Source organism: Ruegeria sp. BB1, assembly GCF_056539465.1.
Genome location: NZ_JBQFVB010000001.1, coordinates 625526 through 638874, shown reverse-complemented (window position 1 = coordinate 638874; position 13349 = coordinate 625526). Strand labels below are relative to the sequence as shown.

The 13349-nt window shown below is 55.8% G+C and carries 13 protein-coding genes; 9 read left to right on the top strand and 4 right to left on the bottom strand.

Annotated features, from left to right (window positions below):
• Positions 1-144: 144 nt before the first annotated feature.
• The 3 genes from ACR0AL_RS03230 to ACR0AL_RS03220 form a co-directional block, all read right to left on the bottom strand.
• Positions 145-636, bottom strand: coding sequence for a hypothetical protein (locus tag ACR0AL_RS03230; protein ID WP_170348668.1), 492 nt, complete (start codon positions 634-636; stop codon positions 145-147).
• Between the two features lie 193 nt (positions 637-829).
• On the bottom strand, positions 830-2197 hold the full coding sequence (locus ACR0AL_RS03225; RefSeq protein ID WP_368040130.1) for a sensor histidine kinase: 1368 nt from the start codon (positions 2195-2197) through the stop codon (positions 830-832).
• A complete protein-coding gene (locus ACR0AL_RS03220) occupies positions 2194-2862 on the bottom strand; it encodes a response regulator transcription factor (RefSeq protein ID WP_170409815.1) in 669 nt (222 codons plus the stop codon). The genes ACR0AL_RS03225 and ACR0AL_RS03220 overlap by 4 nt, the downstream gene beginning before the upstream one ends.
• 138 nt (positions 2863-3000) lie before the next feature.
• On the opposite strand from ACR0AL_RS03220, the gene ACR0AL_RS03215 reads away from it, so the two are divergent.
• The 5 genes from ACR0AL_RS03215 (at position 3001) to ACR0AL_RS03195 (ending at position 8645) form a co-directional block, all read left to right on the top strand.
• A complete protein-coding gene (locus tag ACR0AL_RS03215) occupies positions 3001-4089 on the top strand; it encodes a type 2 periplasmic-binding domain-containing protein (protein ID WP_170409817.1) in 1089 nt (362 codons plus the stop codon).
• An 80-nt stretch (positions 4090-4169) separates the two neighbouring features.
• Positions 4170-6200: a tripartite tricarboxylate transporter permease gene (locus ACR0AL_RS03210; RefSeq protein WP_480646618.1), complete on the top strand. Its 2031-nt coding sequence runs from the start codon at positions 4170-4172 to the stop codon at positions 6198-6200.
• A 91-nt stretch (positions 6201-6291) separates the two neighbouring features.
• Entirely contained in the window at positions 6292-7380 is a 1089-nt protein-coding gene (locus tag ACR0AL_RS03205) for a 4-oxalomesaconate tautomerase (RefSeq protein ID WP_170375284.1), read from the top strand.
• Positions 7381-7431: 51 nt separating this feature from the next.
• A complete protein-coding gene (locus tag ACR0AL_RS03200; protein WP_480661939.1) occupies positions 7432-7668 on the top strand; it encodes a hypothetical protein in 237 nt (78 codons plus the stop codon).
• A complete protein-coding gene (locus tag ACR0AL_RS03195; protein ID WP_480661938.1) occupies positions 7665-8645 on the top strand; it encodes a D-2-hydroxyacid dehydrogenase family protein in 981 nt (326 codons plus the stop codon). The genes ACR0AL_RS03200 and ACR0AL_RS03195 overlap by 4 nt, the downstream gene beginning before the upstream one ends.
• Here the strand turns inward: ACR0AL_RS03195 and ACR0AL_RS03190 are convergent.
• Complete coding sequence (locus tag ACR0AL_RS03190) at positions 8614-9588, bottom strand: AbrB family transcriptional regulator (protein WP_254428440.1); 975 nt, start codon at positions 9586-9588, stop codon at positions 8614-8616. The genes ACR0AL_RS03195 and ACR0AL_RS03190 overlap by 32 nt on opposite strands.
• Positions 9589-9756: 168 nt before the next feature.
• Here ACR0AL_RS03190 and ACR0AL_RS03185 point away from each other — a divergent pair, with 168 nt between their 5' ends.
• The 4 genes from ACR0AL_RS03185 (at position 9757) to ACR0AL_RS03170 (ending at position 13329) form a co-directional block, all read left to right on the top strand.
• Positions 9757-10437, top strand: a complete 681-nt coding sequence (locus ACR0AL_RS03185) for a GntR family transcriptional regulator (protein ID WP_170394017.1) — start codon at positions 9757-9759, stop codon at positions 10435-10437.
• Positions 10438-10448: 11 nt separating this feature from the next.
• Positions 10449-11843 carry an FAD-dependent tricarballylate dehydrogenase TcuA gene (tcuA, locus tag ACR0AL_RS03180; protein WP_480661937.1) on the top strand — a complete coding sequence of 465 codons (1395 nt, stop codon included), beginning with the start codon at positions 10449-10451 and terminating at the stop codon, positions 11841-11843.
• Positions 11833-12912: a tricarballylate utilization 4Fe-4S protein TcuB gene (gene tcuB / locus ACR0AL_RS03175; RefSeq protein WP_480662539.1), complete on the top strand. Its 1080-nt coding sequence runs from the start codon at positions 11833-11835 to the stop codon at positions 12910-12912. The genes tcuA and tcuB overlap by 11 nt, the downstream gene beginning before the upstream one ends.
• Positions 12913-13071: 159 nt before the next feature.
• On the top strand, positions 13072-13329 hold the full coding sequence (locus ACR0AL_RS03170) for a hypothetical protein (RefSeq protein WP_170348678.1): 258 nt from the start codon (positions 13072-13074) through the stop codon (positions 13327-13329).
• Positions 13330-13349 lie beyond the last annotated feature (20 nt).

The following is a 13349-nucleotide window of genomic DNA, read 5'->3' as shown; positions in this document are numbered from 1 at the left end:
CATTAAAGAATTTGAGTTGCGTTCTGCTGGATCGCAACCAATCAAATGCAATGTGGAAGACCAATCGACACGCAAGATGACGTGATTGGAATAATGATTACGCCAAAAGAGGACGGGCTGCCCCGAATGGCAGCCCGCCAAGTTTCACTGTCCTGACAGCAGATTGCTGAGTTCTTGGATCTTTGTCGCGATCGTTTCAGGCGATGCTTTGATATCGTCCAGAATTTGGATGGCTTGTGTTTTAAGGTTCTGCGCCAGATCGCTTTCCTGAACCGAGGCGACCAACGTGTCATAGTCAAAATTATCAAGGGTCAGTGTGCCGTCTTCAATCCATGAATTTAGTAGATCCTGGCCCTGAGTTGCCAAGGCGGCAACTTGATCACTGGCCTGATCAGCCAGATCCGTGGCTGTTTGCCCTGCTTGTTCAGCCGCATCTGAGGCCTGTTCCGAGATGGAGGACGCGGCCTCACTGGCTTGCTCGGTCACAGAGCTTGCCGCTTCGCTAACAGCCTCAGAAGCGTCCTCTGCCGCCGATTGCAATTGTTCGGCGGGTGTGGGGTCTGGTTGGGTCGTGTAAAAATAAATTCCTGCGCCAGCGGCAATGATGACCACGGCCAATATGATAGTACGCGACATGTGTCTCTCCTTTGGAAAATGTGTCGCCGAGATGGGTCAAAATTACCCGAGTTCAAAGGGGAAATCCCGGAAATTCTTTTCAAATCCGTGGATTGAGCCATGCTATGCCTATCCGCGAAGAGCGAGCGGCAATAACACGCCGCCATACATTTAGATGCGCGGTTTCACGGCTCAGCATACGGATTCGTCCGTTTTAAAGGGCGATTGGAAGCTCAAGCGTGATGCTTGCTCCTTTTTCGACTTGGTTGATCGACACCGATCCCCCATGCCGTTGAGCCACGGCTGAAACGATTGACAACCCCAACCCGCTGCCTTCGGAATAGTCCAGTTGCGAAAACCGACTGAAGGCCGCTTCGCTTTGATCGGGCGAAAGGCCCGCTCCGTCATCCGCTACGGTTACACTGACCGCGCCTTCGTCACGCTGCAGCACAACAGAAATTCGGCTCAACTTGGTGCCGCCGTGCTTTACTGCGTTGTCCAAAAGGTTCTTCAGGGCCTCAGTTAAAAACACCCGATCACCGGACACCATGATCGCCGCCTCGGGCATCGTAACGTCAAACTCGATACCCTTCGCCAGGATGTGAACACCCATCTCGGCACAGGCTTCTTCCACAACCAAGCGGAAATCAATCTCATCCATTTGATCCTGGTGCGTCGGTTGCCTGAGCCTTTCAAGTGACAACAGTTGTTCGGCCACCGTTGCCGAGTTCTTTGCGGCTGACACAAGCTCGTGGATGCGTTTTTCTCGGTCTTCATCCGTTTTCGCATCCCGAAGCGCCTCGGCCATCGACTGGACTGCGGCCGCCGGATTCCGCAACTGATGAGCTGCTTCGGATATGAAAACCTGATGGGCGTTGATGCTGTGTTCGACCTGCCCAAAGAGCCGGTTCAAGGTCTTTACAACACCTTGCACTTCGTCCGGGACAGGACGCTTAATCTCACTTAAGTCATCTGGCGAACGAAGGTCGATTGCGTCCTGCAAATCCAGCAATGGTCTCAGGCCACGCGCCACGCCGAACCATACCACAACAGCCAAGGTGGCCAGCAGGATGCCCATGACAATTCCGGCGCGAATGGACAGTTCATTGGCAAATGCGTTGCGATCCGCCATCCGTTGCCAAACCGTGACCGTCGCATCACCAACAAGATTTTCCAAGGTCACACGTTCTGTCATCTTTAAAACGCGCACCGGTTCATCGCGGTAGATCGCTTCGAAAAACTGTGGCTTGTACACCTCTTGCACCGACGAGTTCGCGGATGCCGGAGGGTAGGCATAACCCGTCACGTAAATGCCGCCGGGGCCAGTCACATGATAGAAGATCTCACCGCCCGATGCGTCGCGGATCAGACTGCGTGTGGTGGGCGACAAAGCATCACCGCCCGAAATCGCCACATCACGCGAAATTGCCAGGCCAGCTGAGAGTAGACTGTCGTCAAAAAGCTCCTGAGCGGTCTTCTGGGCAACCATAAAACGCCAAAACCCAAGCAGCACTGCAAGCAGCACCAAAGGTGTCAGGATAAGAATGAACAGCCTTAGCCTGAGCGAGCCGTGGTTAATCACTTCTGCACCTCAAGCAGATACCCCAGACCGCGGGCTGTCTTAATCTTTATACCTAGGTTTTGAAGGCGCTTTCGCAGTCGCGACACATGAGGTTCAACAGCCGAAACCTCGACATCCGCCCCTACACCATAGACGTAATCAGTTAGTTGGCTTTTGGGAACGATCCTGCCCCGACGCTCCAACAGGCATTCCAGCACCGCTATTTCCCGTCGCGGAATATCCATCACCTCACCCTTAACGCTGACCTGACGAGCAGTGCGGTCGAACTCTAGGCTGCCGATGCTTTCCCGCGCTCCGTAATCAAGCTGTTTGCGGCGTGAAAGCGCCCGGATGCGTGCCTCCAACTCGTCCATTTCGAAGGGTTTGACCAGATAATCATCGGCCCCCATGTCCAAGCCAGACACCCGGTCGCTTGTCTCAGTGCGTGCAGTCAGCAGAATTACGGGCGCACTGTCTCCACGGTTGCGCAGCGATTTCAGAATTTCCAGCCCGGACCGGCCCGGTAAGTTGATGTCCAGAACGATCAAGTCCGCGCTTTCCTGTTCAAGATACAGGTTCGCTGCGTCGCCGTCGGTCAGTACATCTGCTGCATGTCCTCGGTCTCGCAGACGATAGGCAATTGCGTTGGCAAGGGGTTCATTATCCTCGACGATGACGATCCGCATCGGGTCTCCTGCAAGTTTCGCGCAAGGTTGGCACTCCATGATTGCCAGATGGGAGGGGGAATCAACCCCACAGTTCATTTACGATCATGGTGGCGCGACAGTCGCTGGCATGGTTGTCTGGTCAACAGGGAGGAACCAATGGCCATTTCCAAATTCACCCGTCGCGCCGTCGTGGGGCTGATTGCCGCCGCCGGTCTCACGGCACCCGCCGCAGCCGAGGTCGACTTCTCAGGCAAGACTATCGAATGGGTCATCCCGTTTTCGGAAACGGGCGGTTCGGCCAAATGGGCCAATTTCTTTGCACCACTTCTGTCCGAGGCTCTGCCAGGACAGCCAACCGTGGTTGTTAAGTTCATGCCCGGCGCAGGTTCGACCAAAGGTGCCAACTGGTTCCAGGAACAGGCGCACGATGATGGAACTTTGCTGTTCGGCACCTCGGGTTCGACACAGTTCCCGTATCTGCTGAGCGATCCGCGCGTCCGCTATGAATACAATGATTGGATTCCGGTGATGGCGTCCGGCACCGGCGGTGTCGCTTATCTGAACGCCGAGGACGGCGCCAAGTTTGATGGTTCCGCAAATGCACTGAAAGATACCAACTTCATTTACGGTTCGCAGGGCGCGACCCGGCTGGACCTCGTGCCGCTTTTGGCATGGCAAATGTTGGGTATGAATGTTGAGCCGGTATTTGGCATCAAGGGTCGTGGCGACGGCCGACTGATGTTTGAGCGCGGTGAAGCCAACATCGACTACCAGACGTCGTCCGGGTATCTGGGCGGTTCGGCACCGCTGGTCGAGGCCGGTCAGGCCGTGCCAATGATGACGTGGGGCGCACTGGACGCTGACGGTAACATCGTCCGCGACCCGACCTTCCCGGACATTCCGACCTTTAAAGAGGTTTGCGAGGCCACTGATGGTTGTGAAACCAGCGGCGAGGCCTGGGACGCATGGAAAGCCTTCTTCGTTGCTGGTTTCCCGGTACAGAAACTGGCCTTTCTGCCGGGCGACACACCGCAGGAAGTGGTCGATGCTTATACCGCCGCATTTCAGGCTGTGACTGAGCGCGGGGATTTTGCTGATATCTCTTCCAAGCGCGTTGGGAAATACCCGGTTTTCGTCGGTGACGGTTCTAAGTCGGCGCTGCAGACGGCAACCAATGTCGACGACAATGCCAAGGAATATGTCCTGAATTGGCTGAAAGAGGCCTATGGCGTCGAGCTGAACTAAGCCGATAAGCCGCAGCGCGCGCCTGTAACGAAGGGCGCGCGCTTTTCCATACACAAGACAATTTATGAAAGGCGGCCGCTATGGAGGTTTTCGCCACCGCTCTTCCTGCGCTTGGAGAGGCGTGGGGTCTGATCCTGCAACCCATCGTTCTGGGATACCTAATTTTGGGTGTTGTCATGGGGCTGGCCGTAGGGGTTTTTCCTGGCCTCGGTGGCATAGCCGGTCTTTCCCTGTTGCTGCCATTCATGTTCGGCATGGACCCGATCCTGGGGCTGGCGCTGATGATCGGAATGGTCGCTGTTGTGCCCACTTCGGACACGTTCGCATCTGTTTTAATGGGTATTCCCGGCAGCTCTGCTTCGCAGGCCACGGTGCTGGACGGGTTCCCTATGGCGAAAAAGGGCGAGGCTGCGCGGGCCTTGTCAGCGGCCTTTTCGTCTTCGTTGTTTGGCGGGCTCGTTGGCGCGACCTTCCTGACCATGTTCATTCTGATCGCGCGACCAATCGTGCTGGCCTTTGGCCTGCCCGAGATGCTGATGATCACCATTCTCGGCCTGTCGATGGTTGCTATTCTGGCGGGGCGCATTCCGCTGAAAGGCGTCGCCGCTGCGGGTTTGGGCCTGATGGTCGGCACCATCGGTGAGGCCGATGCGGGCGGGTCGCTGCGGATGGCGACTTACGACATTCCTTATCTGACAGACGGTCTGAAACTGGTCATCGTGGGCTTGGGTATTTTTGCCGTCCCCGAAATCGTCTCTTTGCTGCGACAGGATCGATCTATCGCCAAGGGGGCCTCGCTGGGGGCTGGATGGCTGGATGGTGTAAAGGATTGGGCTGCGAATATCTGGCTGTCGGTCCGGTGTTCGATCATCGGTGTGGTTGTCGGTGTCATCCCCGGCCTCGGAGGTTCGGTCGTCGACTGGATCGCCTATGGCCACTCGGTGCAAACCACCAAAGACAAGAGCAACTTTGGCAAGGGCGAAGTGCGCGGGGTCATTGGCCCGGAAAGCTCGAACAACGCGAAAGAGGGTGGTGGGCTTGTTCCTACTTTGCTGTTTGGTATTCCAGGTTCGGGATCGATGGCGATTTTCATCGGTGCAGTTGCATTGTTGGGGTCTGGCGACATTGAGGTTGGCCCGAGCATGCTCAAGGACAATCTCAACATTACCTATTCCATCGTCTGGCTGTTGGCGTTGGCCAACGTCGTTGGAACCATTCTGTGTATCGCCGCTTCGGGCGGTATCGCCAAACTAACAACCATCCGCTTCACCTATCTGGCGCCGTTCCTGTTCATGCTGATCAGCTTTGCGGCCTTTCAGTCTGGTCAGAATTTCGAAGATCTTCTGGCCTTGTTTGTCATCGGTCTGATTGGCATCTTCCTGCGCCGTTTCGACTGGTCGCGCCCGGCTTTCCTGATCGGTTTTGTCCTGTCAAACCCGGTTGAGAAGTTCACCAATCAGGCGTTCCAGATCGCCTCTTTCCGGTTCCGCAAAAGCTTTGGTGAGGGGATGGAGTACGTGTTCAGCCCAATCGTCATCGTGCTGATCGTGGTTACGGTTGTTTCGATCATTCTAGGTATTCGACAAGCCAAGATGATCATGGCCGAGGGTGATGTTCAAGCCGGCACCAAACGTGCGCCACTGATCTTCCTGCTGGTGATCATGGCCTATCTGATCGTCGCTTTGGTGAACGCCAATATGATCCCCGACTACAACATGACCGACAAGATCATCCCGCTGGTGATCGGCAGCGTGTCTTTGTTCTGTTGCGTTGTATTGCTGATCCAGATGACACGGCGGCCCGAGGGTGATCCAATCTTTGCAGACAAAGAGATCGCCGGCGAGGACGCGAGCGCGCCTCACGGCCTCTGGTCTACCTTGGCATGGTTCGCCAGTTTGATCGCGGCCACTTGGGTTGTGGGTTTCATCCTCGCCTTGCTTGGGTTCCTGATCGCCTTCTTTCGCATTCGTTCCGGGGCGGACTGGCGGTTAACTCTGATCCTGACCGCCTGCGGCATTGGCTTCATGTGCTTCATGGCAGGTGCTCTGAACCGGGATTTCCCGCCGGGTCTACTGCAAGACATGGTCAGCTTGCCATGGCCACTGAAGTAAGCGGTCCAATGATGCCCGACCTGATGAACAGCACGCAGCACGGGGCTGAATTCACAAAAAATCTCACACGGTTTGTAAAGGACGGTTCGCTATGACCCAGACAGCAATCCCGTATATTTTCATGCGTGGCGGCACTTCGCGGGGGCCTTATTTCCGCCGCTCTGATCTGCCTGAAGATCGGGACAGGTTGGCCGACGTTCTGGTCGCGGCCCTTGGGGCAGGGCAATCAATCAACATCGACGGGATCGGTGGCGGTACAGCGGTGACCACAAAGGTTGCAATGCTGTCGGTCAGCGACGATGACTGGGCCGATATCGACTATTTCTTCGCGCAGGTTTCGGTTGAAGAGAAGTTGGTCGATTTCAAACCCACCTGCGGCAACATCCTGTCCGGCGTCGCTCCGGCTGCGATCGAAATGGGTTTGTTCCAGCCACAAGGTGATGTGACGGAGGTTCGCATTCGCGCAGTCAACACGGGTGCCCGTGTTGTAGCCAAAGTGCAGACACCGGGGGGAGAGCTGGTTTATGAAGGCGATGCAGAAATCGCCGGGGTACCCGGGCAATCAGCGCCGGTACAACTTAGTTTCATGGGAGTTGTAGGGTCAGCCACCGGTGCGTTCCTGCCCACCGGACACCTGCGCGATACAGTGCAGGGGATCGAGCTGACCTGTATGGATGTCGCCATGCCAATGGCCATCGCTCGGGCCTCAGATTTCGGCCTGACAGGGTATGAAAGCGCTGATGAGTTGGATGCCAACCGCGGTTTCTTTGACCGGATGGAGGCGGTTCGGATCGAAGCCGGAAAATTGATGGGCATGGGGGACGTGTCAAAATCAGTGACACCCAAATTCGGCCTTGTCGCGCCCGCCAAGAAAGGTGGAACCCTAGCAATTCGGTATTTCATGCCGTGGAAGACTCATCCGACCATGGCCGTTACCGGCGCACAATGTATGGCGTCTTGCGCTTTGACACCCGGAACAGTCGCCGACAGTTTGTTGGATCGACCCGAGGCAAGCCCGGCTGATGTTGTGCTGGAACATGCATCAGGCAACATCGACGTGTTAGTGGACTTTTCAAATGGCCAGGAGTTCAAAGTCAACTCAGCAGGTCTGGTGCGGACCGCACGGAAGTTGGCGGATGGACATGTCTATGTGCCGGAATCTGTATGGAACGGGAGTTGAAATAGGGATCATAAGTTGGTATACTTCGGTATACAATTTAGGGATGCCGCGATGGATGACTATTCTGAATGCCTTGATATTGCGCGTCAGGAACTCAGGTTGGCGCAGGCGGCCCTAAGACGGGACATGGCGGAATACCCAACACCGATCGCCGGATGCGATGAGCAGTTCAACAATTTACTTGATCAAAGCGAACGCGTTCGAAATGCGCTTGCCGCACTCGACGCGCAGCATTTTGTGCCGACACCAAGAAAGCTGACAACAGGGCAGGGTATAGAAAGCCGATGAAGGTTCACATTCTGGATGATTGGTTTGATACGCTGCAGGGTCTGCCCTGTTTTGGGAAGCTTTCCAAACATGACGTGAAGGTCTGGACCGATCATGTCGAAGACACCGACGAACTGGCCGAGCGCTTGCATCAGGCTCAGGCGCTGGTTCTGTTTCGCGAACGCACCAAAATCAGTCGCGCCTTGATTGAAAAGCTGCCCAACCTGAAACTTATCAGCCAGCGCAGCGTGTACCCCCATGTCGATGTGCAGGCATGCTCGGACCACGGCGTACTGCTGTGTTCGAACATGCATGGCGGGACGCCCTCATATGCCGCTGCCGAACTCACCTGGGCGCTGATCATGGCCGGGATGCGCGACTTACCTGCACAGATAGCCTCGGCCAAGGCGGGGCATTGGCAGGCCGGAGTAGGCAAAACACTGAGGGGGCGGCAGCTGGGCCTTTATGGCTATGGCCGTATTGCCCGCGCCGTCGCTGGTTATGCCGAGGCGTTCGGTATGAACGTCGTCTGGTGGTCTTCGGACGAAGGACGGGCACGGGCACAAGCAGATGGAGTACAGGTCGCGCCCGACCGCGACGCGTTCTTTGCCAACAGTGACGTCGTCTCGATCCATGTGCGCCTGAAACCAGACACGCATGGGATAGTCACGGCGTCAGATTTCGCGCAGATGCAATCAGACGCGCTGTTTGTGAATACATCCCGTGCAGGGCTAATTGTTCCCGGTGCGTTGCTTGACGCGTTAAACGCGGGTCGTCCTGGCAAGGCCGCAATTGATGTCTTTGATACAGAGCCCCTTACAGATCCGAATGATCCGTTACTGTCGCATCCCAACCTGATCGCAACCCCGCATATCGGTTTCGTCACCGAAGATGAGTTCGACCTGCAATTTGCCGACATCTTCGATCAGGTGAACGCCTATGCCGAGAAAGCTCCGATTCACATGATCAATCCCGAGATTTGGACCAACGCAAGATAAGATTGGCCGCGATGGGCGCGCCGATGATGACCAGAACGATCCGCGTCAGGTGGTGGGTGATCACAAAGCCAAGATCTGCCCCGGAAACGATGGCTAGAACCGTCATTTCAGCCTGTCCGCCGGGGGCGAAAGCAAGAAATGCCTCGACCGGCTGACCGAAGCCCAGTGTAGTGACGACAGCAGTAAAGGCGGCCGCAAGTATGGCTAGCACGACGACATAGGCAAAGCCTGCTGCCACAACCCTGCGCAATTCAACCCATGTGACGCCAACAAATTTTACACCGATCCCGCAGCCGATAAAGAACTGCGCCGCAAGGATGGCCTCGCGCGGCGGGCGGGTATGAATGAAGTCCCCCAGTGACAACGCCGCAGTCAGTATCATTGGTCCCAGTATGGACGCGCCGAACAGGCCGATCCGTTCGCCGCCTTTCCAGCCGACAATGGCCGCCAGAACCATAAGCGCCAGTTCATGCAAGGGAAGATCGCGGGCGGGCTCTCCGATTGGGTTGGTGAGTTGTGCATCGTAAAACACGGTTAAAAACAAAGGGGCCAGCGTCACGATGATCAGCACACGCGTACCATGGATCAGGGATAGGGTACGCGGGTTTGCCCCGGCCTCGGAACCGAAGATGATCATGTCCTGCAATCCACCGGGCATAGCCGCGTAGAAAGCGGTTGTGGTGTCAAAGCCCCAGACTTTTCGAAAGAATGGCACCCCAACCAGCGCGATCAAAAGGATGAAGAACGGGATCAGCGCAATCGATGCTGCCATCTTTGGCAATTCAACAAACAGGGCCGGTGTAATAGACGCCCCAACTGCCACACCCAATATTGTGCGAGCCGCGACTGAGACCTGACCGAAACCCGCCATGGGGGCATGAGCCAAGGCAGCAATCAGACAAGCGCTCATTGGGCCGAATAGAAAGGGCAACGGCAAGCTCAATGCCCAGAATACTCCCGTTCCCAATACTGCAAGGCCGAGTGTTACGGCCCGTCTTAACAACAGAGAAGATGTCTTTGACTGGTCGGACAAGGGAAGAATTCCGGCGTTGTTGACTCACAATGTATCCATTTGTATACATCAGGACACACAATGACAAGAGAGCCCGCAATGACAATTCAGGACGACCCTTTCCAGCCCGGTCCGCAAGGAAATTCCGCGTATAAGCGTTTGCTGGAAGAAATTCGCGAAGGCACGCTTTTGCCCGGCGAACGCCTGCGCGAGGTCGAGTTGTCCGAACGATTAGGCGTCAGCCGTACCCCTGTACGTGAGGCGATCCGGCACCTAGAGGCCGATGGCCTTGTCACCCATGTTCCCCGGCAGGGCGCGACCGTTCGAAGTCTGGATTACGCCGAGATCATGGAGCTCTATGAAATGCGCGCGGTGTTGGAAGGTACCGCGGCCCGGCTGGCAGCTCGCGCGGCGTCAGAAGTCGAGCTGGATGAGCTGGACGTGCTTACAGACCGGCTGGCCGAAGCGGGCACCGGTACAGATACGGCACGGATTAACAGAGTTTTTCACGCCACTTTGCTTGACGCGGCCAAGAACCGGTTTTTGACGAAATCCATGCTGTCGCTTCAAAAGGCGCTGTTGATCCTTGGGCCATCGCAACTGCTGGATGGTGACAGGGCTGAGGCGGCAGTGGCCGAACATCGGCGCATCATGATCGCGTTGAAAGCCCGTGATGGTGCTGCGGCCGAGACGGAAATGCGTGCGCATATTCAGGCCGCGCAACGGATGCGGATACGTGCGTTGCAGGAACGCGACCGCACAATCGACGAAAGCCAGTAGGTAGTCAGGACATGGTCCCCAAAAGTGAAGCTTACGATATCGCTGTGATTGGCGGCGGCAATGCTGCCCTCTGTGCCGCGATGACCGCTGCCGAGGCAGGCGCCCGAGTTCTGATCCTTGAAACGGCGCCAAAACCGTATCGCGGAGGAAACTCTCGCCACACGCGTAATTTCCGCTGCATGCACAGATCTCCTCTTGGTCCACTTATCGAAGAATACAGCGAAGACGAATATCTCTCGGATTTGATGAAAGTTACCGGCGGAAAGACCGATGAGCATCTGGCCCGGCTGGCAATCCGTTCTTCAGAAGAGTGCCTAACGTGGATGCAGGAACATGGGGTTCGCTTTCAGCCATCATTGTCAGGAACGCTGTCTTTGGCACGGACCAACGCATTCTTCATGGGGGGTGGCAAGTCGTTGGTGAATGCCTATTACCGCACGGCGGCTGGTCTGGGCGTTGATGTGCTTTATGAGGCTGCGGTTACGCATCTGGAACTGAGCGGTGACCAAATCGAGTGGGTCGATTACACCTTTGAAGGCCAGTCGCATCGCATCACACCCAAAGCAGTGATTGTCGCCTCGGGCGGGTTTCAGGCCGATACCGATTGGCTTACGCGTGCCTGGGGTGAGCCAGCAAAGAACTTTTTGATCCGGGGAACGCCCTATAACCGGGGTGTAGTGTTGGCAGACCTTCTGGATCAAGGCGTCGAGAGCGTTGGAGATCCGACTCAATGTCACGCCGTTGCCATCGACGGACGCGCGCCGAAATTCGATGGCGGGATTGTCACTCGTCTTGATTGCGTGCCGTTTTCCATCGTTGTGAACAAAGATGCCGAACGGTTTTATGACGAGGGTGAGGACGTCTGGCCAAAGCGCTATGCGATCTGGGGACGACTTGTAGCAGCCCAACCGGATCAGGTGGGCTATGTGATTATCGATGCCAAATCGCTGAATTTGTTTATGCCGTCAGTGTTCCCGCCGTATAAGGCGGATACGTTGGAAGAATTGGCCGGGATGATGGACCTGCCAGCCGACAAGCTGACCGGGACTGTCAGCAAATTTAACGCAGCTTGTGGTGACACAACGGGCTTTCACCCAACTGAATTGGACGGTGTTACAACCTCTGGCCTGACACCGCCCAAAACCAACTGGGCCCGCCCAATCACCGAGCCACCGTTCTATGGTTATTCGCTACGCACCGGCGTGACCTTCACCTATCTGGGGTTCAAAGTAGACGATACCGCTCAGTGTTCGACCCCTGACGGAAAGATCAAAAACCTTTGGGCCGCCGGAGAAACCATGGCCGGGTCGATCCTTGGACAGGGTTATCTGGCAGGCTTTGGCATGACCATAGGCACCGTTTTTGGACGCATCGCAGGACGTGAGGCCGCCGCTTATGCAAACTGAACTGATTCATGAGGCCCGTCGTCAGGCCGAAATTTGCAACGCCTGCCGGTATTGCGAAGGCTATTGCTCGGTTTTTCCGTCTTTGCATGCCGAACGCGCGTTTTCCGATGGGGATATCACGCAGTTGGCTAACCTGTGCCACAACTGCCGGGGTTGCTATTACGCTTGTCAGTACACAGCTCCGCATGAGTTCGACCTGAACCTCCCCAAAGCTTTGGCCGAGGTGCGGCGGAACAGCTGGGAATGCTTCGCCTGGCCGCAACCTCTGGCGCGTTGGTTCCACACCCATGGTGGCACCATAGCCCTGGCGCTTGTAATTGGATTTGCAATGCTGTTCTTGGCCATTCGCGCCATTGGATCGAGTGGAGGCGAGGGGTTCTATGCTGTCCTGTCGCATAATGCGATGGTCGCGATCTTTGCACCTGCCTTCCTGCTGCCGCTCTTTAGTTTAGCCATAAGCCTAAGGCGCTATTGGGTCGAAGTCGGCGGCAAACCTGTTCAAATTGCGGACGTGACAGCTGCTTTCAAGCGCGCAGGAAAGATGCAGGATCTTGCTGCTGGGCACGCAGAGGGCTGCAATTTTGAGGACGAAGACCGCTTCAGCCAAGCGCGGCGACACATTCACCAAGCTATAATGTATGGCTTCCTGTTGTGCTTTGCGTCAACTTCTGTCGCAACTGTGATGCACTACGGCTTTGGCATGCATGCGCCCTATGGGTTCTGGTCATTGCCTAAACTGCTTGGGATTCCCGGTGGTGTTTTGCTGACAGTGGGGTGTGGTGCTATGGTGTATCTCAAACAAAAATCCGACCGCGATCTCGGTGACCCTATGGCGTGGGGAGGGGAAATCGCCTTTACCCTTTTGCTTGGATTTGTTGGGTTGAGTGGACTTGGTCTTTACGCCCTCGGTTCAACAGCCATGATGCCAGCGCTGCTTGCCGTCCATCTTGGATCGGTCCTGACGTTCTTTGTTTTGATGCCGTATACCAAGATGGCGCACGGTTTTTACCGGCTTGCAGCTCTTGTCAGGGATGCGCAAAGGAAAAGAGTTTTGATGTCAAACAGTTAAAAACCAATCGCAGCCGGGCGTGGGACAAACCGTATCGCATCATTGGTCTGAGAGTACCGTGGCCAAGGGTGTCATGGCGAAGAGACAGGAAATCGAACCCTGGGTGGGCTTACACTCACAACGGTTTGCGAGATCTATTTCGACATCAAACGGAAGTCCTTGGATCGATACAACAAGGGCTTTGTGACGGCAAAAATAGTCAAGCACGGCGGGGAGGGCAGTCATTCGCGGCCATTGCATACGGCTATCAGTTTTAAAGATAAAGCAGGCAAACAGGCTATTACGAGTTTGAGAAAAACAGCGAGTAATTTGTCACCGACCGGAGAAGGCGACCATTGGGGCACACCGAATACGGTTGTAACCGTTGAAGCATCGCAGATGGCAGTTGGTGTTGAAATGTTACGGGCGGCGAAGTGAGCACTTTACCGCCCGTTACG

Bases quoted from the DNA above. Each gene is read 5' to 3' on its own strand.
- ACR0AL_RS03230 (WP_170348668.1), bottom strand. From the start codon at position 636: ATGTCGCGTACTATCATATTGGCCGTGGTCATCATTGCCGCTGGCGCA.
- ACR0AL_RS03220 (WP_170409815.1), bottom strand. From the start codon at position 2,862: ATGCGGATCGTCATCGTCGAGGATAATGAACCCCTTGCCAACGCAATT.
- ACR0AL_RS03215 (WP_170409817.1), top strand. From the start codon at position 3,001: ATGGCCATTTCCAAATTCACCCGTCGCGCCGTCGTGGGGCTGATTGCC.
- ACR0AL_RS03210 (WP_480646618.1), top strand. From the start codon at position 4,170: ATGGAGGTTTTCGCCACCGCTCTTCCTGCGCTTGGAGAGGCGTGGGGT.
- ACR0AL_RS03205 (WP_170375284.1), top strand. From the start codon at position 6,292: ATGACCCAGACAGCAATCCCGTATATTTTCATGCGTGGCGGCACTTCG.
- ACR0AL_RS03200 (WP_480661939.1), top strand. From the start codon at position 7,432: ATGGATGACTATTCTGAATGCCTTGATATTGCGCGTCAGGAACTCAGG.
- ACR0AL_RS03195 (WP_480661938.1), top strand. From the start codon at position 7,665: ATGAAGGTTCACATTCTGGATGATTGGTTTGATACGCTGCAGGGTCTG.
- ACR0AL_RS03185 (WP_170394017.1), top strand. From the start codon at position 9,757: ATGACAATTCAGGACGACCCTTTCCAGCCCGGTCCGCAAGGAAATTCC.
- tcuA (WP_480661937.1), top strand. From the start codon at position 10,449: ATGGTCCCCAAAAGTGAAGCTTACGATATCGCTGTGATTGGCGGCGGC.
- tcuB (WP_480662539.1), top strand. From the start codon at position 11,833: ATGCAAACTGAACTGATTCATGAGGCCCGTCGTCAGGCCGAAATTTGC.